The 25,473-nt window shown below is 56.6% G+C and carries 22 protein-coding genes; 17 read left to right on the top strand and 5 right to left on the bottom strand.

All coding sequences use genetic code 11. The annotated features are described in order from the left end of the window. The first annotated feature begins 18 nt into the window (after positions 1 to 18). From fliR to HH1059_RS10565, 13 genes are all read left to right on the top strand, one after another. Positions 19 to 810: a flagellar biosynthetic protein FliR gene (gene fliR, locus HH1059_RS10625; protein ID WP_096410129.1), complete on the top strand. Its 792-nt coding sequence runs from the start codon at positions 19 to 21 to the stop codon at positions 808 to 810. Positions 811 to 813: 3 nt separating this feature from the next. Continuing rightward, positions 814 to 2,001, top strand: coding sequence for a flagellar biosynthesis protein FlhB (flhB, locus tag HH1059_RS10620; RefSeq protein ID WP_096410128.1), 1,188 nt, complete (start codon positions 814 to 816; stop codon positions 1,999 to 2,001). After that, positions 1,998 to 4,115 carry a flagellar biosynthesis protein FlhA gene (flhA, locus tag HH1059_RS10615; RefSeq protein ID WP_096410127.1) on the top strand — a complete coding sequence of 706 codons (2,118 nt, stop codon included), beginning with the start codon at positions 1,998 to 2,000 and terminating at the stop codon, positions 4,113 to 4,115. The genes flhB and flhA overlap by 4 nt, the downstream gene beginning before the upstream one ends. 6 nt (positions 4,116 to 4,121) lie before the next feature. Further along, positions 4,122 to 5,981 carry a flagellar biosynthesis GTPase FlhF gene (gene flhF, locus HH1059_RS13630; RefSeq protein WP_096410126.1) on the top strand — a complete coding sequence of 620 codons (1,860 nt, stop codon included), beginning with the start codon at positions 4,122 to 4,124 and terminating at the stop codon, positions 5,979 to 5,981. Beyond that, positions 5,968 to 6,852 carry a MinD/ParA family protein gene (locus tag HH1059_RS10605; protein WP_231901943.1) on the top strand — a complete coding sequence of 295 codons (885 nt, stop codon included), beginning with the start codon at positions 5,968 to 5,970 and terminating at the stop codon, positions 6,850 to 6,852. Before flhF ends, HH1059_RS10605 begins: the two co-directional genes overlap by 14 nt. Further along, positions 6,849 to 7,592 carry an RNA polymerase sigma factor FliA gene (locus tag HH1059_RS10600; protein WP_096410125.1) on the top strand — a complete coding sequence of 248 codons (744 nt, stop codon included), beginning with the start codon at positions 6,849 to 6,851 and terminating at the stop codon, positions 7,590 to 7,592. The genes HH1059_RS10605 and HH1059_RS10600 overlap by 4 nt, the downstream gene beginning before the upstream one ends. Before the next feature lie 43 nt (positions 7,593 to 7,635). Beyond that, positions 7,636 to 8,022: a chemotaxis response regulator CheY gene (cheY, locus tag HH1059_RS10595; protein WP_096410415.1), complete on the top strand. Its 387-nt coding sequence runs from the start codon at positions 7,636 to 7,638 to the stop codon at positions 8,020 to 8,022. A gap of 5 nt (positions 8,023 to 8,027) precedes the next feature. Next, positions 8,028 to 8,804 (top strand): protein phosphatase CheZ, encoded by a 777-nt coding sequence (locus HH1059_RS10590; RefSeq protein ID WP_096410124.1) that lies wholly within the window; start codon positions 8,028 to 8,030, stop codon positions 8,802 to 8,804. A 110-nt stretch (positions 8,805 to 8,914) separates the two neighbouring features. Beyond that, on the top strand, positions 8,915 to 11,167 hold the full coding sequence (locus HH1059_RS10585; protein ID WP_096410123.1) for a chemotaxis protein CheA: 2,253 nt from the start codon (positions 8,915 to 8,917) through the stop codon (positions 11,165 to 11,167). Positions 11,168 to 11,235: 68 nt separating this feature from the next. Then, the gene (locus HH1059_RS10580; RefSeq protein WP_096410122.1) at positions 11,236 to 12,441 is read left to right on the top strand and encodes a protein-glutamate methylesterase/protein-glutamine glutaminase; all 1,206 of its coding nucleotides are present in this window, start codon (positions 11,236 to 11,238) and stop codon (positions 12,439 to 12,441) included. 17 nt (positions 12,442 to 12,458) lie between these two features. Continuing rightward, positions 12,459 to 13,253, top strand: coding sequence for a ParA family protein (locus tag HH1059_RS10575; RefSeq protein WP_096410121.1), 795 nt, complete (start codon positions 12,459 to 12,461; stop codon positions 13,251 to 13,253). Beyond that, a complete protein-coding gene (locus HH1059_RS10570) occupies positions 13,246 to 14,172 on the top strand; it encodes a chemotaxis protein CheW (protein WP_096410120.1) in 927 nt (308 codons plus the stop codon). Before HH1059_RS10575 ends, HH1059_RS10570 begins: the two co-directional genes overlap by 8 nt. Before the next feature lie 21 nt (positions 14,173 to 14,193). Further along, positions 14,194 to 14,706: a chemotaxis protein CheW gene (locus tag HH1059_RS10565; RefSeq protein WP_096410119.1), complete on the top strand. Its 513-nt coding sequence runs from the start codon at positions 14,194 to 14,196 to the stop codon at positions 14,704 to 14,706. A gap of 32 nt (positions 14,707 to 14,738) precedes the next feature. Here HH1059_RS10565 and HH1059_RS10560 read toward each other — a convergent pair whose 3' ends face one another. From HH1059_RS10560 to HH1059_RS10545, 4 genes are read right to left on the bottom strand one after another with little or no spacing between them, the layout of a single operon-like run. Continuing rightward, positions 14,739 to 16,037, bottom strand: a complete 1,299-nt coding sequence (locus tag HH1059_RS10560; protein ID WP_096410118.1) for an HlyC/CorC family transporter — start codon at positions 16,035 to 16,037, stop codon at positions 14,739 to 14,741. A gap of 16 nt (positions 16,038 to 16,053) precedes the next feature. Next, on the bottom strand, positions 16,054 to 16,524 hold the full coding sequence (locus tag HH1059_RS10555) for a cupin domain-containing protein (RefSeq protein ID WP_170113006.1): 471 nt from the start codon (positions 16,522 to 16,524) through the stop codon (positions 16,054 to 16,056). Between the two features lie 29 nt (positions 16,525 to 16,553). Beyond that, positions 16,554 to 17,660 carry a RuBisCO large subunit C-terminal-like domain-containing protein gene (locus HH1059_RS10550; protein ID WP_096410116.1) on the bottom strand — a complete coding sequence of 369 codons (1,107 nt, stop codon included), beginning with the start codon at positions 17,658 to 17,660 and terminating at the stop codon, positions 16,554 to 16,556. A gap of 47 nt (positions 17,661 to 17,707) precedes the next feature. Next, on the bottom strand, positions 17,708 to 18,658 hold the full coding sequence (locus tag HH1059_RS10545; protein WP_162549517.1) for a GGDEF domain-containing protein: 951 nt from the start codon (positions 18,656 to 18,658) through the stop codon (positions 17,708 to 17,710). An 84-nt stretch (positions 18,659 to 18,742) separates the two neighbouring features. Here HH1059_RS10545 and rraA point away from each other — a divergent pair, with 84 nt between their 5' ends. Together rraA and HH1059_RS10535 are read left to right on the top strand one after the other, a co-directional pair. Further along, positions 18,743 to 19,237, top strand: a complete 495-nt coding sequence (gene rraA / locus HH1059_RS10540; protein WP_096410114.1) for a ribonuclease E activity regulator RraA — start codon at positions 18,743 to 18,745, stop codon at positions 19,235 to 19,237. Positions 19,238 to 19,276: 39 nt separating this feature from the next. Further along, positions 19,277 to 19,663: an RNA-binding S4 domain-containing protein gene (locus HH1059_RS10535; protein ID WP_096410113.1), complete on the top strand. Its 387-nt coding sequence runs from the start codon at positions 19,277 to 19,279 to the stop codon at positions 19,661 to 19,663. 5 nt (positions 19,664 to 19,668) lie between these two features. Here the strand turns inward: HH1059_RS10535 and HH1059_RS10530 are convergent, their stop codons facing one another. Then, complete coding sequence (locus HH1059_RS10530; RefSeq protein WP_096410112.1) at positions 19,669 to 20,454, bottom strand: hypothetical protein; 786 nt, start codon at positions 20,452 to 20,454, stop codon at positions 19,669 to 19,671. 106 nt (positions 20,455 to 20,560) lie between these two features. Between HH1059_RS10530 and HH1059_RS10525 the strand changes: the two genes are divergently transcribed. Continuing rightward, on the top strand, positions 20,561 to 22,219 hold the full coding sequence (locus HH1059_RS10525) for a Na/Pi cotransporter family protein (protein WP_096410111.1): 1,659 nt from the start codon (positions 20,561 to 20,563) through the stop codon (positions 22,217 to 22,219). 87 nt (positions 22,220 to 22,306) lie between these two features. Beyond that, positions 22,307 to 25,024, top strand: coding sequence for a cation-transporting P-type ATPase (locus HH1059_RS10520; protein ID WP_096410110.1), 2,718 nt, complete (start codon positions 22,307 to 22,309; stop codon positions 25,022 to 25,024). Positions 25,025 to 25,473: the final 449 nt, after the last annotated feature.

Raw genomic sequence — 25,473 nt, 5'->3', positions numbered from 1 at the left:
GCCGAGGTGTCTGCATAAATGGAGTTCACCACCTCGGAAATAGCATCTTGGGTGGGCGCCTTCGTCTATCCATTGATGCGGGTGGGGGCCGCCGCACTTGCTGCTCCTGTATTCGGCAACAACATGGTGCCGACCCAGGTGCGCATATTCCTCGGCGTAGCGCTCACTATTGCGGTACTTCCAGCTGTAGGGCAACCGCCGCCGGTAGACCCTCTATCCATCGACGGGCTCCTGATTGCCCTGCAGGAAGTTGTGATTGGCCTGACTATAGGGTTTGTTTTGGCTCTGGCCCTGAATACCGTCGTGGTTGCCGGGGAGAGTATTGCCCTGGCTATGGGGCTGGGTTTTGCAACTATGGTTGATCCGCAGACGGGCATGTCAGTGCCGGTTATCTCGCAGATCCTGTTGGTCGTAACCACCTTGATGTTTTTGGCAATCGGCGGCCACTTGATGATAGTGCAGTTGCTTGCGGAAAGTTTTACGGTTATTCCTGTTGGTGAATTTCAGCTTGACCGCGACATGTTCTGGGGGGTAGCCGCGTGGGGCACGCAGATGTACGCTGGCGCGGTTCTTATAGCCTTGCCGGTGGTTACGGTGCTGCTGGTGATTAACCTGTCACTGGGAGTTATGACCCGGGCAGCACCGCAGATGAACGTCTTTTCAGTCGGGCTGCCTCTGACCATCCTGGTTGGCGGGGTGCTGCTGCCGATCCTGGTCCTGCCGGTCTTGCCATTGCGTATGGAGGCGATGTGGGCAGAGGCGTACCGAACCATAGGTGAGTTGCTCGGGGTTACGCCGATAGGAGGCTGAGCGGTGGCTCAGGAGAGCGAAGACGGACAGGAAAAAACTGAAGAACCTACCCCGAAACGGCGCGAAGAATCACGCAAAAAGGGGCAGGTGCCGCGTTCGCGGGAGCTTACTACGATGCTCATCCTGCTAATAGCGGCTTTGGCTATGCTCTTTTTGGGCGGCTGGATGGGCAACCGTCTAACTAGCCTCTTGGAGTGGTCATTCACATTTGACCGCAGCCATATCTTCGACCCTGATATCGTAATCCAGCGCCTCCACGAGGCGATCGGGCACGGCCTCATAACTGTGATCCCATTTATCGCCGTCATGCTGGCTGCAGCGCTGCTCGCGCCGACCGCTCTGGGGGGGTGGAGCTTCTCCTTCCACCCTATGGCACCGAAACCGGAGAAGCTCAGCCCGATAAAAGGCTTCCAGCGGATGTTCGGCACTAAAGCGGCTGTTGAGCTGGGCAAGGCGTTGGGCAAGGTGCTGGTTATTGGCGGCACTGCGGTAGGTCTTTTCTATCTCTTTTTCGATAACTTCCACACCATGAGTCGCCAGCCACTCGAGCCGGCCATGGCCGAAGGTGTTAGACTCTTCTACATCTTTTTCTTTCTCTTGGCTCTGTCAATGCTGGTGGTGGTGGCGATAGATATTCCTTATCAGATCTATGATCATACCCAGAAGATCCGCATGACTCGCCAGGAGGTTAAAGACGAGCATAAGCAGACGGAGGGTAAGCCCGAGGTCAAACAGCGCATCCGCGATCAGCAACGTGAAATGGCTAATCGACGGATGATGGAGCAGGTTCCCAATGCCGATGTAGTAATCACTAACCCGGCGCACTTCGCTGTTGCTCTGCAGTATGATCAGCAGCAGATGCGTGCCCCCAAGGTTGTAGCAAAGGGTACAGACCTTGTGGCCTCGAGGATCAGGTCAATAGCTGAGGAGAATGGCATTCTGATTTTTCAGTCCCCCCCATTGGCAAGGGCGTTGTACTACTCGACTGAGCTGGAGCAGGAGATACCTGCCGAGCTATATATGGCGGTTGCTCAAGTGCTGGCCTATGTCTATCAGTTTCAGGCGGCTCAACGGCGTGGATGGGAGCGCCCAGAGCGGCCGGACCCCGAAGTGCCGGAGGGGTTTGATGTTGATTCGGACGATGCCGGCTATGGCCGCAGCGCCGGTCGAGGGGAGACCGATAATCGATGAGTTCTGCGATCGCCGATCAAATTCGCAGCATCGGCTCACGCGGATTAGGAACACCGCTGTTGGTCATCGCCCTGTTGGCGATGATGGTTGTGCCTCTGCCGCCGTTGGCGCTGGATATGTTGTTTACCTTCAACATTGTCCTGTCGCTATCAATATTGCTGGTTACCGTCTATATAATGCGGCCGCTGGAATTTGCGGTCTTCCCCACCATATTGCTGGTGGCAACGCTTCTGCGCCTGGCCCTTAACATAGCCTCTACCCGGATAATTCTCCTTGAGGGGCATACAGGTACCGACGCTGCGGGGAACGTAATCCAATCGTTCGGCGAGTTTGTTGTCGGTGCCAATTACGTAGTTGGCTTTGTGGTCTTCGCCATCCTGGTGATTATTAACTTCGTCGTTGTAACCAAAGGTGCCGGGCGTATTTCTGAGGTAACCGCCCGATTTACTCTCGACGCCCTGCCCGGCAAACAGATGGCTATAGACGCCGATCTCAACGCCGGCCTTATCAGCCAGGAGGAGGCTCGTACCCGCCGCTCGGAAGTGTCCCGAGAGGCTGATTTTTACGGCTCCATGGATGGTGCGGCCAAGTTTGTCCGGGGCGATGCCATTGCCGGTATCCTGATTCTGCTGATAAATATCGTCGGCGGCTTGATTATCGGCATGACACAGCACGGTATGCCGGTTGATGAGGCGGCGCGCAATTACACCCTGTTGACCATCGGTGATGGCCTAGTGGCGCAGATCCCCTCCCTGGTCTTATCGAGCGCGACCGCGATACTGGTCACCCGGGATTCTGACAGCCGGCAGATGACCGACGAGGTACTCAGTCAGCTGTTTAGCAACCCACGTGTGCTATGGGTGGTGGCGACGGTAATTGGCCTACTCGGCCTAGCCCCGGGGCTGCCGGCGGTGCCGTTCTTGTTCTTTGCCGGGTTGTGCGGTTTAGGGGCTTGGTATGCCACCTTCAGGCGCACCGAGGCGCAGGACCAGGAAAGAGATAAGAAAGAGGCTGAGAAAAAGCAGGGGGAGCAGACTGATCCAGAGAAAAAGGAGCTGACCTGGGACGATGTGCCGCCGGTTGATCCGGTAGGATTGGAGGTCGGTTATGGGCTGATTCCGCTGGTAGATCGCCAGCAAGGGGGGCAATTACTGACAAGAATCAAGGGTGTACGCAAAAAACTTTCACAAGATTTGGGTTTTTTAGTGCAGCCTGTCCATATTCGCGATAATCTAGATCTTGGGCCAAATGTTTACCGTGTCAGTATCCATGGGGTACCTATGGCCGAGGCCGACGTTAATCCGGGGCGGGAGATGGCAATTAACCCAGGCTCAGTGCATGGCGAACTGCCGGGGACACCAACCAAGGATCCAGCCTTCGATTTGGATGCTGTTTGGATAGACCCATCGCAGCATGATTATGCCCAAACCCTGGGTTATACGGTTGTCGACGCTAGTACCGTAATCGCCACGCATCTCTCGCAGGTGGTACAGCGCAATGCTCATCAGCTATTCGGCCATGAGGAAGCGCAAAAGTTGCTGGATATTCTCGGCCAGAGTCAGCCAAAGCTGGTCGAAGAGGTGGTGCCAAACACCATATCCCTTTCGGTATTAGTCAAGGTATTGCAGAATCTACTTGAAGAGTCGGTGCCAATCCGAGATATGCGCACTATTGTTGAGACCCTTGCCGAGCACGGCCAGAAGAGTAAGGACCCGGCGCAGCTGACCCAAGCCGTGCGGGAAGGGTTGGCGCAGATGATTGTACAAAGCATTGTGGGCATGGAAAGGGAGATGCCGGTAATCACCTTGGAGCCGCAGCTTGAGCAGCTGCTTCTTAATACAATCCAGGGTTCCGGCGATGGCGGGGGGTTTGAGCCCGGTCTTGCTGAACGTATGCAGCAGTCGCTAAGCGACGCGGTGCAACGCCAAGAGTCCGCCGGTCAGCCTGCTGTACTGCTGACCTCGCCTTCGTTGCGGAGTTGGTTGCGGCGGCTGACAAAAAATACAGCCCCGGGGCTTTATGTCCTGTCGTATAATGAAGTGCCTGATGATCGCCAGGTGCGGATAGTGGCCACCGTAGGCCAGGGTCAACAAGACTCAGGCAACCAGGGGTGATAGATAATGCGAATTAAGCGAATCTTCGCCGCAAATACCCGTGAGGCACTGCGCAAGGTCAAAGAACAGCATGGCCCCGACGCGGTTGTGCTCTCATCGCGGAGTATTGACGGCGGAGTGGAGGTTATCTCGGCGATCGATTACGACGAGCAGGCTGTTCAGGCCGCCGCGCGTGCCCAAGATCCGCGGGCTAACGAGATACCGCCGTTAGAAGGGTCGCCGGGGCCGCGCCCGGGAGAGCCGGATAGAGCCGCTGCAGACGACCAAGCCCATGCCTCCAGAACTGGCGGTTATAGCAGCTACGGGGCAACCCCAGCTATGCCTAATGACGCCAGCCAAGCCGCCGATACGGGTCGTGACTCGGGCGTAGACGATGCCTCGCGCGCCCGCCAGGCGGCATTGGCGCGCCTTCGTCGCTTGCGCGCCGATGGTGTCGCCGATAACGCCTTGCCCGATGTTTTTGGTCAAGGAGAGGCGGACAGGAGTCAGCCCCAGGACAACCAGGTGGGGCTCTCCCGCCAGCAAGAGCCAGTTGCTGCTCAACAGCATCATCAGCCAGCTCCGGATTTGCGTTCGGCAGCTGATGGTGCCAAAGCAGAGACTGGCAAAGTTGCCGCGCCACGGCGCTTTTCTGCCGATGATCTGGCCGGATCGGATAGCGGCAGGCTCAATCTGCGCGTAGGGGATGATGACGATGACGCAGAGCTATTCGCTGCGTTGAGCCGTGAACACAGCGAGCGCGAAAAGCAGCGTGCACAAGCCCCTCAAGCCAAGCAAAGAGCCAAGCCCAATGCGCCGTCGGGACGGCAGGAGCGTAATCAGCATTCTACTTCTGCAAGGCGCCATAAGCCCTCGGTTGAGCAGCCCGAGTCGGCTTATTTCAGTGGACGTGACTCAGCTGCGCAAAATCGCCGCAGCGGCAGTTCGCATGAGGCTGAGTTAAGGCAAATGCGTGAGGAGATAAGTGCCCTGCGCGACTTGTTTGAGAGTCAGCTTTCATTACTCGAATGGGGGCGCATGGGGCGTCGCCATCCGGCGCGTGCGGGGGTTATAAAGCGTCTGGCGGATCTTGGTCTGGGTTCCGATATCAGTAAGCGGTTAGCTGATCACATAGGTAGCGACGAGGATCCTAATTCCGCCTTCCGCAAAGCGTTGGCCCTGGTTGCCCGGCATCTGCCGATTGCTGGTGATGAAATCGTTAATCGCGGTGGTGTTGTGGCCTTGGTAGGGCCTACTGGGGTGGGCAAGACAACCACAGTTGCTAAGCTTGCGGCGCGCTACGCACTGCGCCATGGTCGCGACAAGGTTGCTTTGGTCAGTACCGATAACTACCGCGTGGGCGCGCAAGATCAGTTGCTAACCTATGCTCGGATCCTCGATGTGCCGGTGTACACGGCTACCAATAAGCATGAGTTGCGCAACGTAGTCGATGACCTGGCCGGACGTGGTCTGGTTCTGATTGACACGGTTGGCATGAGCCAGCGCGATGTCCGTTTGGCCGAGCAGTTCAAGACGTTGGGCAGCGCAGAGGGCCTGGTTCGTACCTACCTGGTGCTGTCAGCGGCAACCCAGCTCTCGACACTAACGGATTCGGTCAGTGCTTTTACCGGGGCCTCACCGGTTGGGTGCATTCTGACCAAGGTTGATGAGGCGACAACACTCGGTGGGGCATTGACATGTGCCCTGCGAACCCGGTTGCCGCTGGCTTATCTGGCTACGGGACAGCGGGTTCCGGAAGATATACAGGCGGCACGGGGTGATACACTCGTTCACAGGGCCTGTGTCCTGCTTGATGAGCACAAGCAAGAGCTTGATGAAGACGCCCTGGCGCTGTCCCTAGGTGGAGGAGCTAATGCACCTGAGTGAGCCTTTATTGGATCAGGCTTCGGGTTTACGGCGCATGAGAGCTGCCCGGCCTGTTAAAGTCATCGCCGTTACGGGCGGTAAGGGCGGTGTCGGTAAGACCAATGTCTCGGTCAACCTGGCAGCTTCTTTAAGCCGGATGGGCTCCAAGGTCATGCTCTTTGACGCCGATCTCGGTTTGGCGAATGTTGATGTTCAGTTGGGCCTCTCGCCGCAGCGCAATCTCTCTCATGTCATAGCCGGAGAATCGACCCTGAGCGATATCCTTGTGGAAGCGCCAGGAGGGTTTACAATAGTCCCCGCTTCATCCGGAACACAGCGGATGGCAGAGCTTAGTGCCGATGAGCACGCCAGTCTGATACGCTGTTTCAGTGATATTGAAGATTCGGTTGATGTCCTTATAGTTGATACAGCAGCCGGCATTTCGGAGAGCGTAGTAAACTTCGTTAGGGCTTGCAGAGAGCTGATAATAGTTGCATGTGATGAGCCATCATCTATCACCGATGCATATGCACTTATAAAGGTGCTCAACCGCCATGGGGTGGAAGGCTTTCACATGGTCGCAAATCGGGTTAGGAGCCAGCGTGAAGGGCACATGCTGTACCATAAATTGGCGATTGCTACAGAGCGTTTCCTAAACCTGCGTCTCGACTTTCTGGGTTCTATCCCTGAAGATGAACGCCTAAGGCGTGCTGTGCAGAAACAACAACCGGTGGTTATGGTTTATCCAAACAGTCCCTCAGCGCGAGCTTTCGGAGAATTAGCCAAGCGTATTGGTAGCTGGCCGGCACCGAGTGGTGCGGCCAGTGATCTGGAGTTTTTTGTTGAGCGTCTGATTGAGTACAGCATCGTCCATGGAGAGATGGCCGGATGAATGGTCACGCCATGTACACGGCAGTTGCCTCACAGGGCGACGAAGACCTGGTTACCCGTCATGCCTCTCTGGTTAAACGGATAGCTCACCACTTGGCTAGTCGTTTACCAGCCAGTGTGCAGCTGGAGGACCTCATTCAGGCAGGCATGATCGGCTTGTTAGAGGCGGCGCGGCAGTATGATTCCTCACAAGGGGCAAGCTTCCAGACCTATGCTGGGATACGCATCCGAGGCGCCATGCTGGATGAGATCCGCCGGCTTGATTGGACGCCGCGCTCTGTGCACCGCAAGGGGCGTGATGTTGCCGAGGCGGTCAGGCAAATTGAACACAGAACTGGACGCGATGCTCGCGACCATGAGGTCGCCGAGGCAATGGGAATTTCCATTGCGGAATATCATAGTATTCTGCAGGATGTATCGACAGCGCGCGTGTTCAGCATCGATCAGGAAGACCCCAACACCGGCGAGGTTCATGAGCCGCAAGGCAGCGACCCTGGGCCGTTGGTCATACTTCAGGATGATGCGTTTCAAGCTGAGTTGGCCGAGGCGATACGCGAATTGCCGGAACGCGAGCGTTTGGTGATGGCTTTATATTATGATGAAGAGCTGAATCTACGCGAGATTGGTGAAGTACTTGAGGTCTCGGAGTCACGGGTCAGCCAGATTCACGGCCGCATCATGCTTAAATTGCGCAACCGTCTGGCTGACTGGACTCGAGAAAACCAGCAACGAACGGCGTGAACTAGCCTCAGAATAGGGGGGCAATGTGGCAGCGGACAAGAAAATGAAAATCCTTGTTGTGGACGACTTTTCCACGATGAGGCGAATAATCAGGAACCTGTTGCGCGAACTCGGCTACAACAACATAGTTGAGGCCGATGATGGCAACACTGCGCTGCCCATACTGCAGAAGGGCGGGATTGAATTCCTCATAACCGACTGGAATATGCCCGGTATGACCGGTCTGGACTTGCTCAAGAACGTCAGGGCTGACCCTAACCTGAAGGACTTACCGGTTCTTATGGTCACTGCCGAAGCTAAGCGTGAGCAGATCATGGAGGCTGCCCAGGCAGGTGTGAACGGCTATGTAGTTAAGCCCTTCACGGCGGCCACGCTGCGCGAAAAGATCGATAAGATTTTCGAGCGAGTCAATGCCGGGGGTGGGGGTTGAGCAGTATGGCCTTAGACAGCACTACTCCCGAGAATGCATCGCTGGAGGATTATCGTTCTGCTGCTCAGCAGTTGCTTGAGTGTGTCGATGCTGGGGACGTAGAGGGGGCGCAGAGTGTAATTGATGATCTCACGCACCTGAGGGAAACCGAGCTCTTCCGAGAGCTGGGCACCTTGACTCGTGAATTGCATGAGGCGATCAAGGCCTTCCACTACGATGAGCGCCTTGCGGATATAACTGAATCCGAGATACCCGATGCTCGCGAGCGGCTCAACTACGTTATAACCATGACCGAGCAGGCTGCTCACCGAACTCTGACGATGATCGAGGAGACAACGCCGCTGGTGCAGTGGGTGGCTGAAGAGGGTGAGCGGCTGGCCGAGCGCTGGCAGGCTTTCCGCCAGCGAGATCTTGATGTTGAGCAGTTTCGGCAGTTGTGCCGTGATCTAGATGAGTTTCTCTCCCACCTTCAAGAGAACGGCCACAAGGTTACATCGCAGTTGAATGATGCCCTTATGGCTCAGGATTATCAGGATCTTACCGGACAGATAATCCGTCGGGTAATAGCCCTGGTCGAAGAGGTGGAAGGGAACTTGGTGCAGCTGGTCAGGATTTCCGGTCAGCGCATAGTAGATGATCCGCAGCGTTCTGAGCGCAAGCAGAGCGAGGCCAGTGAGCGCATGCAGAAAGGTGAAGGGCCGTCGATTCCGGGTGGCGATAACGAGGGCGTAGTGAGCGGCCAAGATGAGGTAGACGATCTGCTCTCAAGCCTTGGTTTCTAGTTGGCGCTTGCTAGCGCGCGCTCCCTGCGTGGCAGCTTAGAAATTGGCAAATAAACCCGGATGTGCTGTGACAGCTTGGGTTAAATATATCAATAGCGGAGGCCTCAACGATGGCCATCGACCTCAACGATGATATTGTGCAGGATTTTTTGGTCGAGTCTCGAGAGATACTCGAGCGCCTCGGTGGTCAGCTCGTTGATCTTGAACAGCGTGGCGATGACAAAGAGCTACTGAACTCGATATTTCGCGGGTTTCACACCATCAAGGGCGGTGCAGGCTTTTTGGGGCTCAATCCGCTAGTGGAGATATGCCACCGTACGGAGGATATCTTTAACCTGCTCAGAAACGGTGAGAAACAAGTCTCGGCGGACTTGATGGATACCGTTTTGCAGGCCTTGGATATCGTAGTGGAGCAGTTTGGCCAGATTGAGCAAGGTCATGATCCCAAGCAGGCCCCGGACACCCTGCTGCAATCACTCGATCAGCTCAAACAGCCGGATGGCGCCGCCGGTGCTAGCGGTAAAGCTGGCACGAGCGGCGCAGCCCCGGAGCAACAGTCGCAATCATCTGCTGGAATGAGTGAAGCCGACTTCGAGCAAATGCTCAGTGAGGGCGAAGCCGAGAGTGCTGCTGCGCAGAGTGACAGCGACGAGATCACTGACGAGGAGTTCGAGCAGCTGCTTGATGAGCTGCACGGCAAGGGTAGCCATGCTGGCAGGCCACCAGCGGTTGAGGCTGCTGAGGGCCGCGAGGTTGAGCCGCAGAAGGCTGCGGGCGATGATGAGATTACCGAAGAAGAATTCGAGCAGCTGCTTGATAACCTCTATGGGGAGGGAGCGGCGCCGGGCAAGCATGGCGAGCCCCCCGCCGTTAAAGCTGGCGCTGCAGAGCAGGCCACACAGCATCAGCAGATGGAGCAACAACAGGCCGAGACTGGCTCTGGCGAGGGAGCTCTGCAGTCGGAACAAGATCAGAAGGATGAGCCGGCCGCAAAACAGTCTGAGCCTGCGAAGCCCGCGGCTGGAGGTGGTGGCCAGGGCGGAGCTGGAGGCGGCGATGATAAAGGCGGCGGCGGTGGCGGCAGAGCAGCCGGTGGTGGTCAAGACGGTGGTCAGGCAGCCGGTGGCGGCGGTGGCGCCAAGGTTGAGTCCTCGGTACGCGTCGACACATCGAAACTCGACGAGATCATGAACCTGGTCGGGGAGTTGGTGCTGGTACGCAACCGCTTATCGAATCTGCGCGACATTTTGGAAGATGATCGCATGAGTCAAGCGGTCAGTGACCTCGAATTGGTAACCTCCGACCTGCAAAGTTCGGTCATGAAGACCCGCATGCAACCGATTAAGAAGGTCTTTGGTCGCTTTCCGCGCGTAATCCGTGATCTTGCCCGACAGCTACAAAAGGAGGTGAGCCTCGAGACCCAGGGCGAAGACACCGATTTAGACAAGAACATGGTCGAGGCCTTAGCTGATCCCATGGTCCACCTAGTGCGCAATTCAGTGGATCACGGCATTGAGTATCCGGATGAGCGCGAGGCGGCGGGCAAGCCCAGGGAGGGGGTGGTAACCTTGGCTGCTGAGCAGGAGGGTGATCATATTCTGCTCTCGATTACCGATGATGGGCGGGGCATGGATGCCGATAAACTGCGTAGCCTCGCTGTCAAGAAGGGGGTGATGGATCAGGAGAGCGCTTCGCGCCTTGATGATAAGGAGGCCTTTAATCTCATATTCCATGCCGGATTTTCCAGCAAAGAGGAGATTAGTGATGTCTCCGGTCGCGGAGTCGGTATGGATGTGGTCAAGAATAGCTTGGCCAAGCTCAACGGCACTGTAGATATTGACTCCGAGTTGGGGCGCGGCACCATTATGCGCATCCAGTTGCCTTTGACCTTGGCGATCCTGCCCACCCTTATGGTCAAGATCTCCGGACGCAAGTTCGCTCTGCCGATGTCGGTAGTACGCGAAATATTCGAGCTCAATGATGTGCGTACTAGCGTGGTCAACAACCGCCTGGTCGCCTTGGTGAGAAATAAGGCTATGCCCTTGTTCTTCCTCGAGCGGTGGTTACACCAGACGGGCGAACCGGTGTTGGCGACCAAGCGCGAGATGGCTGTGGCGTCCGGAGGTGATAATGGCGAAGAGGTGGAGGACGAGCGCCAGGTTATAACGGTCATCGTAGGTAACCAGGCGGTAGGATTTGTCGTCGATGAGGTAATAGGACTTGAGGAGGTTGTAATTAAACCCCTAGGTGCAATGCTCCACGGTCTGCCGGGATTGGCTGGGTCAACTATTACCGGGGACGGCCAGATTGCCCTGATTGTCGATATTCCCAGCTTGATTAAGGCACATGGAAGGCGTTTATAGCCTTTTTTCGCCGCTCGGGGAGGCGGTGACTTTACACTTCCCCGGTATGGAGCAAAAGGAGATAGGGGTTGAGCATAAGAGTGCTGGTAGTCGACGACTCCGGCTTCTTCCGGCGCCGTATACGGGCGATGGTCGAGTCGCATCCAAAGCTTCATGTATGCGGCGAGGCGACTAATGGTAAGGAGGCCATCACTCTAACCGAGCGTCTGTGCCCGGACGTTATAACCATGGATATTGAGATGCCGGAGCTGGATGGTATCTCAGCTGTGCGTGAGATAATGCGCCGGCGTCCTACTCCGGTACTGATGTTCTCTTCTCTGACCTACGAAGGTGCCAAGTCTACGCTGGAGGCCCTTGAGGCAGGCGCCTCCGATTTTATTCCCAAGCGTTTCGCGGACGTCTCAGGTGATAGTGAGCAGATTGAGCGCCAGCTCTGTGATCGACTAGTAGAGCTAGGCGGCGGTGCCAGAGGCGGGGGGCGTAGGCGTGGTGAGGCCGCCGCCGCGGCAGTCACCAGAACCGCTCAAGATAAAACCAAAAGTCCTGAACCGGGTGCGCTGAGATCATCTAAGCCTGTCACACGGCAGAGGGGAGAGCAAGAAGTTGCCCAGCCTCCTGTGCCAAGCCGCGATAAAGATCCTGGAGCCGTCGCTGACCGCAAATCAAGCCGGCGTCGACGCAGCGAGGTGCGCGCTCCTCGTTTAGCCGACTTAGAGGCGATAGTTATTGGTTGCTCTACCGGCGGACCTGTTGCCTTGCAGCAGGTTCTTACGGCATTGCCGGCTAACTTTCCGGTGCCAATATTGGCTGTACAGCACATGCCCGCCTCTTTTACTCCAGCATTTGCTGAGCGCCTCAATGAGCTGTGTAGAGTAACCGTACGGGAGGCACAGGAGGGCGATGTGTTGCGCCGCGGAGAGGTGCTGTTGGCTCCTGGGGGTAAGCATATTGGCGTGCGTGGCCGAAGTGGTGCACTGACGGTCTATACCCATGAAGGTTCATCAGAGCATTACTACAAGCCCAGTGTTGATATAGCCTTTGCAGAAATTGCCCGTTTGGCCCCTGGTGGGGTGTTAGGAATAGTCTTGACCGGCATGGGTTCTGACGGTGCTAAAGGAGCAAAGGTATTGAAAGACCAAGGTTCGTGGGTCTGGAGCCAAGATGAGGCCACGAGTGTTATCTATGGTATGCCGGCAGCTGTAGCAAAGGCAGGACTGAGCGATCAGGTTTTACCACTTGATCAAATCGGTATAGAGCTTAGTCGGTTGCGCTGAGCCAGGAGCTGTTTTATATGCGTATTTGGACGGTGGCCAACCAAAAAGGAGGAGTAGGCAAGACCACCGTGGTAACAAGCCTTGCCGGTCTGCTGGCCCAGCGTGGCCGGTCGGTACTTATGGTGGATCTCGACCCCCATGGCTCGTTGTCCAGTTATTTTGGCTTTGACCCTGATTCTGTGGAGCCTAATCTTTATGGGCTATTCCAAAATCCAAGCCGTACTGCTGATCCCCAAATCGCACACCCAACCGGAGTTGATGGCCTCTATTTGATGCCCGCATCGACTGCCTTAGCGACGCTTGATCGCCAGTTTGGCAATCGCAAGGGAATGGGTTTGGTTATCAAGCGCGCAGTCACCTCAATGGCTGATCGGTTTGAGCACACTATCCTTGACTGCCCGCCTATGCTTGGGGTGTTGATGGTTAATGCCCTTGCCGCTTGCCATAGGTTGGTTATTCCAGTCCAGACTGAATTCCTGGCCCTTAAGGGATTAGAGCGAATGGTTGGCACTATAGATATGATCAACCGCTCGCGTTCTAATCAGCTCCCCTATACGATAGTGCCAACCTTATATGATCGGCGTACCCGGGCGGCTAACCGGGCCTTGGAGGAGGTGCGACAACGCTACACAGATAAGGTGTGGGGGGGTGCCATCCCGATTGATACCCAGTTCCGTGAGGCTAGCCGCGACGGTTTGCCGCTCACTGTTAGCCTGCCTTGGTCTCGCGGTAGTATAGCGATACGTAAATTGCTTGAGCATCTGTTGGTGCAAGATAAGCTAAAAGGAAAGGAGGTGGCGAAACATGGTTGAGCGAGATCGCCGCCACAGTGGTGATGACGGCACTGAGAGCCAACCGCAGAAGGCCCTCGCCGAGTATCTCGATGAACTGTTAGCCGATGTAGCAGAGGCGCCGGCTGAAGAGCGGGATTCATCCGTTAGCTCCTCTGCTGCTAGTTCCACTGCAGCTAGTTCGCCCGCCAGCTCCGCCGCAGCGCCCCAAGCCAAGCCTGAAACTGGACGTCAGCAGCGAGTGGCTGAGCGCGAAAAGTTGCCACAGATGCCTTTACCGCAGGTCGAGCAGGGCGATCCTGAGGCAAGTCAAGCGCAAGCAAAGGCTCCAGCTAAGAGGCCAACGCCAGAGCAGCAAAGGATCCCAGCCAAGCATGGTGGGGGGGCTGGGCAAGGCCGTGATCAAGACCCCATCCCATCTTGGGCAAAGCCATGGTTTCAGGCTATGATTTTCCACGTCGGCCCTTTGCGTGTCGCGGTGCCTTTAGTAAAGCTGCATCGGGTGTTGCGGTGGGAAGATGTGCAAGTAGAGCCTTATGTCAGCCAGCCGGCATGGGTTCACGGGGCCTTGTACCACCGCAACCGTTTCGTGCGGGTTGTAGATACTGCTGAGTTGGTGTTGCCGGCCAAGCACCGCCCCCCTGTGCAGGAGAGACAGCAGGGTAAGCTTCTCGTTGTGGGTGACGGCAGCTGGGCTCTGGCGTGTCAGGAAGTGGGTGATGTATTCAAGCTGACCCCGGATCAGGTCCAGTGGCGTGATCAGCATGGCCGGCACCGCTGGTTGGCCGGTACAGTCAGCGAGCGACTGTGTGCGTTGCTCGATACAGATTCTTTTACGCAGCTGCTGGAAAATGAGGATGATCTTGAAGGGGCATTGGCATCATCTTTGGATCCCGGGCAAACTGTACGGGTAGTCAGCAATTCGACCGATTTTCGGTAATCCTGTAGGAAGATATATTCTATGACAGATCATGAACTTGTCTATGCGGAAGAGAACGACGAGCAGGCTGATGGCCAGACAAGCCAGTGGGTGACCTTCAAGCTTGGTGGGGAGCACTATGCTATAGATGTGATGCAGGTCCAGGAGGTGCTTCCGCCCACCGAGATCGCGCCGGTACCCGGGGCCCCGGATTTCGTTTTGGGCATAATCAATCTACGCGGCAAAGTGGTAACAGTACTCGATACGCGGCTGCGGTTCGGGATGCCGCCCAAGGAGGCCGACAGTGAAAGCCGAATCATTGTCATGGAGGTTGAAGATAATATCGCCGGCATAATGGTGGATGGCGTTAATGAAGTGGCTACTGTGCGGGAAGATGAGATCGACACAGCGCCCAACGTCAGCAATGAGGAGTCGTCGCGATATATATACGGAGTCGTGAGTAGAGATGATACCGACCTGCTCATCCTTGTTGATGCTAATAAGCTACTGATCGACGAGGAGTTTCAGGAGGCTAGTAACGCAATGTCCGTTTGATGCGGTAATCCTCATTTCCATTAAGGGGCTGGTTATGACGATATCCCCTGGCGCTTGGGCCGTTGGGTAGATTTCGGACGCTCGGGCTGAATTTCGGCTGCTTTAACGCGGTTGCCGTGGGTCTGGACTATGGTCACCGGGTAGCCGTCTATAAGCAGGCTGGTTCCAGACTCAGGTATCGTCTCAAGTTGCTCGAGGACTAGTCCATTGAGGGTTTTGGGGCCGGCTGTACTCAAATTCCAGCCCAATACTCGGTTTATCTCACGAACCGTGGCACTACCTTCAACAAGATAGGTGCCGTCCTCCCGGCGGGTTATTGAGCGCGTCAATGAACCCGGGTCGGTTGTGAATTCGCCCACCACCTCTTCAAGAATGTCTTCTAGGGCTGCCAATCCGAGAATATCGCCGTATTCGTCTACTACTAGGCCAACCCTCTCGCGTTGATGCTGAAACTTAAGCAACTGGGTATGAAGCCCCGTGCCTTCGGGGATGAACAGCGGTTCTGTTAGTCTTGAGCACAGATCTTCAGGGGTGAAATTGCCTCTGTAGAACTCCCCGATGATCTTGCGCAGATGGATAAATCCCTCAATGTTATCTATGCTGTCGCGGTATACGGGCAGTCTGGTGTACTGACTGGTGGCGATGCGCTCGATCGAATCTGGCCAGGGATCGTTGAGATCGATGCCGATAATCTCTGGACGAGGCACCATTATATCCTCGACCTTTGCCTGTTCGAGGTCGAGTATGCCCAGCAGCATACGTTGGTGACGAGCCGGGATTAGGCCGCTGGCTTCGTTTACTACCGTGCGTAACTCGTCACGGCTTAGATTGCCGCCACTTACGTCCTCAACCCGTACCCGGATGATCGAAAGCAGGGCGTTTGCCGCACTGTTTACTAGCCAGACCAATGGGTAGAGGAGTCGCAGCAACGGCCAGAGCACGTAGGATGCGGGGAAAGCGATTCGCTGCGGGTGGACAGCGGCAAGGGTTTTCGGGGCAACCTCGGCAAAAATCAGGATCACCAGCGTCAATAGTCCGGCCGCAATGGCGATCGCACTCTCGCCATGAATCCGCAGCGCTATCACCGTTGCCAGAGACGAGGCAGCTATATTGACGAAGTTGTTACCTAGCAGGATCACCCCTAGGACTCGGTCGGGGCGCTGTAAAAGCCTCTCTGCCAGGCTAGCTCCACGGTTGCCATGTCTTGCTAAATGGCGCATGCGGTAGCGGTTGATCGACATTAGGGCGGTTTCGGATCCTGAGAAACAGCCCGAAAGGATGATCAAGCCGCCTAAGGCTAGGAACAGGAGGCTAAGGGGTATATCTTCCAAGGTTCGGCAATTACCTTCAGGTGCGGATCCGCGCTGCGACCTCGGGGTCTTTGGTCAGCCAATCTAGTGTTTCTTTGTCAGGCAGCTGGGGGCGATCACGGCACTGATCAACTATACAGAGGAAACCGAGTGGTTCCTGCTCGCAGCAAGCGATGATCTGATGGACGCTATGTGGGTGAATGTATATGCAGTCAAAGGGGGAGACAGTATGAACAGTTCGGTCGAGTATTACCTCGGCCTGGCCGCGCAGGATAACTACTACGTGGGCGTGGGCGTGATGCTCAAGGCTGGTATACCCCCCTGGTTTGACCTCAAAGTAGCGGGTCTCGAATGATGCCCCTGGTTCGTCAGGGTTAGGTCCCACCAACACTTGCCGCAGGGCCCCACTAAAGTGAGTGCCCTGCGCCTTATAGGCCTCTTCCGTCACGCCTTGCCAGCGAAAATCCTCTTCGCACAAAACCTTTGAGGCAGTATTGCTGGTGGACATCAGTCGCGGTTCTCCTCAATCTGCTCCTGTCAACGGCCCTCGACCACATCCTGCAAGCGCCGCGCAGCCGCCCTTAGATCGCCCTGAGCGTAGAGGCTGCCGCCAATGAGCAGAACCACGTCGGGGCCATAACGCTCTACCCAGTAGGGGGCTCGAGCCGCATCTACCCCGCCGCCGGGGGTAGGTAGGGCTGGGCGGATATCCCCTAATGGTCGCCAAAGCCGATCATTGATGCGATCGCATAGTTCTTGATCATAGGTCGGAAAGCGGCCCTCAGCGTTAGTGTAAACAACCATGTCAGCGCCGAATAGGCGAGTTATCTCACCGAGCTGGAGGGCAGGATCTATACCGTGCTCTGCTCCGGCGACAGCACCTGCGAAGGCCGGGTGAGCCATTAGGGCGAGGTCGTAGTTGTCGCGCGCCCATATCAGCGCGTCAAGTCCGGTAATGAATGGGCAGATCAGTACAGCTTTGCAGCCCGCCTGCTGAGCTGCCTCTAGGCGCTGCTCAAGTTGGCCGCGCGGGGCTGTTACATTGGGTAGGTAGAGTGAATTGCCTCCGGTTGCGGCATTCGCCTCATTGACCGCGTCTTGACAGGCTTGTAGGCGCTCCAGATAAGGCGACGTGGCCTGGTTACACAGCCCGTGGTCATCCTTGATAAGGTCAATGCCACCATGGGCGAAATCGGTGCAGTATCCGGCAAGAGTCTTAGTATCCAGCCCGAGAGGCTTGAGCGCGGTCGATGTCAGGGGACGATTATCCGCTCCAAGCAACCGGCGCACTCCGCTGGTGCCGAACCGGGGCCCGCCGAGGGCACTAAGTAGTTTGGGGGTCCACTCAACATCATGGAGGCGAATACCGCTCTTTAGCGATATATTGCCAAACAGGTTGTTGATCAGCTGAGTTGGTTCATAGCCGGTAATAGCCTCCGGGAAGTCGAGAACCAACTGGTAGCGCCCGGCAGAGATTGGCTCGAGTGTCACTATGCGCGGCACTACCTGATCGTAGACGTGCTCAGGTATGCAGCGCGAGGGCAACTCGGCGCTTTGTTCTAGGGCGATGCCACGGGCTTTATCTTCAGGGTCTTCGCCTTCGCGGCAGGTGATTAGGTAGGTTACGCGGAGAACGTCAGACAAGGCTGCTCCTTTATTTTATATGTTGGTCATATATTAGCTGACGGGTATTACGCTGGTTCAGGGTGGATGCGCTCGGCTACACAGGTTGTATCTCCGCCACGATCTTGGGCAAGATTGACGGCGCTTTCAGCGGCTTGGATGATGTCTTCACAGATCTGGGCATGTTCGGGAAACTCTGCCACCCCAACCGATACGGTTAACGGTCCAAAGGCCTTGCCACGTCTTTGCACGCGCATCTCGCCGAGCTCTTCACGGACCGCCTCGGCACGCTTGTAACCTGACTCGATGCTGGCATCCGGCATCAGGATACAGAAGCCAAAGTCGGTGATTCTGGCACAAACGTCAGAGCCGCGGAACGATCTGTGGAGCAAATCAGCCATCAATTGTAATAGTCGGTCGGCAGACTCTGGGCCGTAATCAAGAATGAACTCGCTGATCTTATCAGGCTCTATGCGGATCATTGTCAGGTGGGACTGACATCTACGGGCCCGATGTACCTCGCGTTCCAGGGTGTCTTCCAGGTAGCGGGCGTTAAACATGCCGGTGAGCGGGTCGCGGACGTTGCGCTGTCGGACTCGGCGCTGTAACACCAATACCGCTAGGGTAGTGGCAGCAGCATTGCTTATAGTCCGCAAGAGTGATTTTTCTCTATCTGTTAAGCTGTCTTGGCCATCAGCGCGCAGCTCGCCAAGCAGAAGTCCCTGCGCAGTAAGTTCAAACCTGAATTGTCCATCTGCCGCTTCTGGTAGCTCCTCCGCAGACTCGCTAGGTTCTACTAGGTCGGCATGACCGTTGCGCCAACGACACACCAAGCGCCAGGACTCCCGATCGGGTGCTAATTCCCAGAGCAGCCCGGAAGTCTCGGGGAGTGCCTGGGCAGCTGTCTGGCTAAGCGCTTGGGCTACCTCGCGAGTACTATGGCTTTCGGCCAGAGCTCTGAGGTAATCTTCCAGCGTCTCTATGTGCTCAGGAGGCTGGTTAGAAGATTGTGCTGGCATGGCGCCGGTCATTCCTGCTTGCTGACAATAATGTCTACCTTAAACCAATATCCTACAAAGCGGCTAGCAAAATGTGGAGGGTAAATGAATTTTGCGACTACAGACCTTTGTGATGAGTATATGGATGACCCCCAAGCGCAACTGCGAGTGGTCAATCCAATGTTTACCGGTTTTGGCGGCAGGAAGAGATTCAGCGGTCAGATAACCACGCTCAAGCTATTTGAGGACAACGTCAGGGTCCGGGAGGTCTTGAGTGAGCCAGGGGATGGCGGAGTGTTAGTGATAGACGGCGGCGGGTCGATGCGTTGTGCGCTACTCGGTGATCAGCTGGCGCAGCTGGGCAAGGATAACGGGTGGTCAGGGGTTGTTGTCTATGGTTGCGTGCGTGACAGCGCCCAGTTGATGGAGATCGAACTAGGTGTGCAAGCACTCAATGCGCACCCGCTTAAGAGTCAGAAGAAAGGTTTGGGTGAGCGGGATGTCTCGGTAACCTTTGGTAGCGTAACAATCCAGCCAGGTGAGTGGTTGTATGCCGATGAAGACGGAATAATTGTTGCCAGTCAACAGCTTAATACGTGAGTTGGGGAGTTGCTTGCATAGTTTAGTGGGAGGCACAGGTTGAGTGATAATTCGGTAAGACTTGACCGTTGGCTATGGGCGGCGCGGTTTTTCAAGACACGGCGCCTTGCTGTCGAAGCGGTTCAGGGGGGTAAAGTTGACGTGGATGGGGCTCGGGCTAAGCCGGGGCGCCCAGTCAAGCCCGGTGATAGGTTGACTATTACTAAAGGTGAGCAGCGCTTTGAGGTTGTCGTGCAAGATGTCGCCCAGCAGCGTGGTCCGGCCAAGGTCGCCGAGACCCTATATGAGGAGACAGCACAGAGCCGTGAGCGGCGCGAACAGCAGGCCCACCAGCGGCGCATTGCGGGGGCGGCTATGCCCCGCCCAGAGCAGCGTCCGGATAAGCGAGAGCGGCGGCGGCTCTCTTCATTCAAGCGTGGCGGGTGAGGTGGCTAGCGTGAATAGATGCCGGTTATATCGCTGGAGGCATTGTTAGAACGGCGATATATCTCATTGCTTCGTTGCAGCGCCGCTGTCGCAATTGCCGGCCAAGCAGCCACTACGATAAGAGTTGCAGCGCTAACAGCTGGGAAGAAAGTAGCTGCAGGCACTACCGCTAGGATGAATATAACCATCGACCACTCCAGGCTGGGAATGCGCTGTAACATCCGCCTGGCCAACGAGCGGGTCGAGCGCAATTCGTCGCTAAGCCTGAGGATCGCTAGTGGCGGCCAGAGCCAGATGCCAGTAACTACCGCGAATAGGCCGTAGATGCCGATCCCTGTTGCTATCTCCAAGGTTGGTGCGGTGGCCCAGATATTACTCAGACGATCCAGCGCATGGGCATCTGCCCACGGCTGTAGCGAATAGTTGATCAGCTCAGTGAATTGTAGCGAGGCGGCCAGGAGTATGGCCGGTATTATCAACCAGATTGCCTGGAGCAGCCATACATGGACCAAGCGCATGAGTGCCCGCGGAAATAGCCGGACCGGCAAGCCACAAAAGGCGGCAGTTAGTAAGGTGGTCACGGCCAGGGCCACGCCTAGGGCCAGGGCTGCTATCCAGACGGAGAGAGCGGCCTGGATCGGGAACTGGAGTTGGTTAAGCTGCACATATGCCCAGGTTGGCGCCAGGGTTGCTAGATACACCAGCACCAAGGCCGGTAGGCAGACTCGCAGCCAGCCCTTGCTTAGAATAAGAAAGCCGTTGCTTATGATTATGGCGATGTCGCGCAACATGAGATGATCGTTTCAGATAAGAGCCAGCTAGTCTAACATCGCTAAGCAAGAATTACTCACCGAGGCTTAGCATGCTCAAAACCAAACTCTTACCAAGCACTTCTGTATGAATCCTGGTGCCCTAGCTACATTTCTCGGTGGAGTAGGCCTGTTCCTGCTCGGTATGCGTTTAATGAGCGATGGGCTACGGGTCGCCGCAGGTCCTGCTCTGCGAGATGTCCTGGCAGCTTCTACGCGCTCGCGACTGCGCGGCTTGTTTTCAGGGGTCTTGATAACTTCTGCAGTGCAGTCATCTAGTGCAGTAATCTTTGCCACTATCGGTTTTGTCAATGCTGGCCTGCTAACTCTCTATCAATCGATAGGGGTCATCTACGGTGCTAACATCGGCACGACCTTGACTAGCTGGGTAGTCGCCCTGGTCGGTTTTAACGTCGATTTACAGGCCTTGGCACTGCCCCTGATAGCACTTGGCGTAGGTTTACGCCTGGTCTCCGGGTCAGGGCGCAGGCAGGCGTTGGGCGATGCACTAGCGGGGTTGGGGGTCTTCTTTCTTGGCCTCGATGTGCTGCAGCAAAGTTTTGCCGGCGTGGGCGATCCGCAGCTGATCGCCCGCTTGGCCGACTATGGTCTACTCGGGCTGGGACTGTTTGTTGGCGCGGGAATAGTGATTACGACACTGACCCAGTCTTCTTCAGCGGCCCTGGCGGTTACGCTAACCGCTGCGGCTGGCGGGCTGATCCCCATCCAGGCCGCTGCTGCAATGCTAATCGGTGCCGCGCTGGGCACCACCTCTACTGCTGTCTTTGCGGCTCTTGGAGCAACAGCTAATGCCCAGCGGGCGGCGGTAGCCCATGTGATCTTTAACCTGGTTGCCGGGGTTATATCTTTTGCCGCTCTGCCCTGGTTGCTCAGCTTGGCTACTGTCCTCGCCGAGGGGGTAGGTTTGCAGGCTCAGCCGGCGGTGGTCCTGGCGGTGTTCCATACGCTGAGCAAATTGCTTGGGGTTGCGGCTATTTGGCCGCTGACCGGTAGGCTAGTGGAGTGGTTAGAGGCCCGGTTTCGGCGCCGCGGCGAAGATCGCGGTCAGCCAATATATTTAGATAGCAATGTACTGGCTACTCCGAGCTTGGCCTTAGAGGCTGTCCGCTCTGAGGCTGAGCGGTGTGGCAGTATGGCTCGGCAGATGATCTGTGCAGCGATCAGCGGCGGTGATCGGCGTCTCTATGGCTGGATTGAGCAAGAGCAGCAGGCACTAGAGCGGCTGGTTGTGGCGATCAACGAATTCGCCAACAGGATTGAGCGGGCGCAGCGAGATGAAAGTGTTAGCGCTAGTCTGCCTAACCTGCTGCGGGTGACGCAGTACTATCAGGATATGGCGGAGCGGGCCCTAGTTATTGCAGAGATAAAACACTCTGGTAATGGGGAGCTTGCTGAGCGAAGGCTGGCCGGTGATCTCGATAAGCTGATGGCCAAGGTGGCGGGGAAGATTGAGGCGTCTGGTCAAGATGCTGATAGATGGAACAGAGAGGCTGTAGATGCGGAACTGAGAGATTTAGAAGGGGATTATCAGCGCTTAAAGAATCGCCTGTTGCGGGCGAGTGCCGAGGGGCGGTTGGGGGTAAGGCAGATGGTTGCGGTGCTTGATCTTATCTCGGCGGCTCGCCGAGGGGTTGATCAAGCGCTCAAGGCGGCCCGCTACTCGCGCAAGTTTCAACGTGCCGTTAGGAGCCTACAGGATGACGATCAGGCGCAAGAGAGAGTATGATTGAGCGCAAGGCATGACTGATCAGTCATGTTGCAAGGTCTACTTGTCATAAAAAATACGTATTGGCAGCGGAGCGGGGGAAGACGGATGGGTGAGGGCCAGGAGAGGACTAATCAGCAGCAGTGCTCATGGCATGCTATGCCTGCGGAGCAGGTCGTGGAGCGCCTCGGTGCTGACGTTAAGCACGGGCTGGACTCCACGCAGGCACAGCAGCGGCTGGATGACTACGGTCCGAACCGGCTGCGCCCGCCTGAGCGCGAAGGCCCGATCAAGCGTTTTCTCAAACAGTTCCACAACGTCCTGATCTATATTCTCATCGTCGCTGGTGTGATCACCGGCCTGCTCGGCCACCACCTGGATAGCGCGGTAATCTTCGCCGTCGTCGTCATCAATGCCATCATCGGCCACGTTCAGGAGGGCAAGGCGGAAAAGGCGCTGGATGCCATTCGCGGTATGCTATCGCCGCGTGCGGTTGCCCTGCGTGATGGTGAGAGGCTCACCGTCGATGCCGAAACCTTGGTGCCGGGTGATGTGGTCATGCTGGAGGCTGGTGACCGGGTGCCGGCAGATGTCCGCATCCTGCGCGGCCACAACCTGCGCGTTGATGAGGCGGTACTGACCGGCGAGTCGGTGCCGGTGGAGAAGGCCGATGAGCCGGTAGCGGAGCAGGCTGAACTTGGTGACCGCAAGTCCCTGGCTTTCTCCGGCACCCTGGTTGCCTATGGGAGGGGCTACGGGGTGGTGGTGGCTACTGGTGATTACACCGAGATCGGTAAAGTCAGCAGTATGCTCGCCGATGTCCAGGAGCTTACCACCCCGCTGCTGCGTCAGGTCGACGAGTTCGGGCGTTGGCTCTCGGTAGGTATCGTCGTATTGGCAGCGGCGACCTTCCTGATCGGCTACTTTTGGCAGGGTTATACCGCACTTGAGACCTTCTTGGCAGCTGTCGCCCTGGCCGTTGCTGCGATCCCCGAGGGCTTGCCGGCGATTATGACTATCACCCTGGCTATCGGCGTGCAGCGCATGGCTGGGCGGAACGCTATCATTCGGCGCTTGCCGGCGGTTGAGACCCTCGGCTCGGTGACCACTATTTGCTCGGATAAGACCGGCACCCTAACCCGCAACGAAATGACCGTCCGCAGCGTGGTTACCGCTGATCGCGAATACCACGTCAGCGGGGTCGGCTACATACCTGATGGTGCCTTCCATCACGGTGAACAAGAGGTGGCACCGGCAGAAGAAGACCCGGTGCTGGCACAGATGCTGCGCGGCGTGGCGCTATGCAACGAGTCGTCGGTCTATAGCCGTGACGGCCAATGGCGGCTGGAAGGGGATCCGACCGAGGGGGCGCTGATGGTCGCGGCTGTCAAAGGCGGCTATGACCGCAAACAGCTCGAGCAGCAGATGCCAAGGGTCGACGTAATACCTTTCGAGTCGTCGTATAAGTTCATGGTCACCCTCCACCACGACCATCAAGGCAATGGCCTGTTGATCATGAAGGGGGCCCCGGAGCGGGTTTTGGCAGCATGCACCAAGCAGCGCAGCGCGGCGGGCGATCAGCCGCTTGATCGTGATCGCTGGCAACAGACCCTTGATGATATCGCCTCGCGTGGTCAGCGCCTGTTGGCCGTTGCGGTCAAGGAGACGAGCATCGATCACCGTGAATTGCTCTTTAGCGATGTCGACGAGGGGATGGTTCTGGTCGGGGTCATGGGGATTATCGATCCGCCGCGGGATGAGGCGATCAGCGCGGTTGATGAGTGTCATCGCGCCGGCATCGGGGTGAAGATGATAACCGGCGATCACGCCCTAACCGCTGCGGCCATAGGCGATCAGCTAGGGATTCGGGGACAGCCTTTGGTCGGCAATGAGATCGAGAAACTCGACGATGCTGAGCTCAACCGCCGTTGCCTGGAGACGGATGTCTTCGCACGTACCACCCCTATCCACAAGCTGCGCCTGGTTAAGGCGCTGCAGAGCCACGGCCAAGTGGTGGCGATGACCGGTGATGGTGTCAACGATGCCCCGGCACTCAAACGGGCTGATGTCGGCATCTCAATGGGCAACAAGGGCACCGAGGCGGCGAAGGAGGCCTCGGAGATGGTGCTTGCCGATGATAATTTCGCCTCGATCGCTCACGCGGTCGAAGAGGGGCGAACCGTCTACGACAACCTGAAAAAGGCCATCCTCTATCTGCTACCGACCAACGGTGGTCAGGCCTTTACCATCGTGATCGCCATAATGTTCGGGCTAACCTTGCCGGTTACCCCGGTCCAGGCCTTGTGGATCAATATGGTTACCGCGGTCACCTTGGCTCTGGCCCTGGCCTTTGAACCGCCCGAGCCAGGGCTGATGGAGCGTCAGCCGCGCGATCCGGCCAAGCCGATACTCTCTGGATTCTTAATCTGGCGGGTGCTGTTTGTCTCGGTGTTGCTGGTGATCGGCACCTTTGGCCACTACGTCTATATGGAGATGCAGGGTGTTCCCGAAGAGTTGGCCCGGTCGGTGGCAATAAATACCCTGGTTATGGGACAGGTCTTTTACCTGCTTAACGCCCGTTACATCTTGGAGCCGGCGTTTAACTTCCGCGGCCTATTTGGCAGCCGGGCGGTGCTGATAGCTATCGGCGTGCTTATCGTCTTGCAGGGGCTGTTTACCTATGCTCCGCCGATGCAGACCCTATTTGGTACGGCCGCGCTGGATACAGAACAGTGGCTGCGAGTTCTCGCCTTTGGGGCACTGCTCTTTGTCATCGTGGAGTTAGAGAAGACGGTGCTGCGGCGGCGTATTTCGCCGGAGGATTAGTAGTGATTTGTGGCTGGTACCGGCGGAGATCCTGACCCACGGATTTCATGGTGCCAGCCGACAATGCTGACGCCTCTGCCCTTGTTGTGCTCAGCAGCCTAGATTAAGGCCGCCGTAGCGGGGCTGTGCGGAAAACATCCTGCCTACACAAGTTGCTGATTTTGGTGTTCATTCCTCAGTCTTATTTTGCGTGCGACAATCGGCCACGACCATCTAGGGGTGGGGCGTGGATAGAGAACAAAGCTGTATGCAGCGCTCAGGCCTTAGCTGACGCGCCTTAAGACTCACACCCGAGTGAATTGATTTTCCCAAAAAGATACCCTTTGCAATGAGTGTTAATTGTAACTTGTTGCCTTGCGTGGTTTTCCTGAGGGCTGAGAAAGATTTGAGCCACTGACTCGCTATTCTAGCTTTTGTTGTGTAAAATACTCCTATCGGACACAACATAT

It is taken from the genome of Halorhodospira halochloris (assembly GCF_002356555.2).
In the GTDB taxonomy this organism is placed as follows: Bacteria; Pseudomonadota; Gammaproteobacteria; order Nitrococcales; family Halorhodospiraceae; genus Halorhodospira; species Halorhodospira halochloris.
Note: the sequence above shows the minus strand (reverse complement) of the source record. Positions and strands in the feature narration are given on the sequence as shown.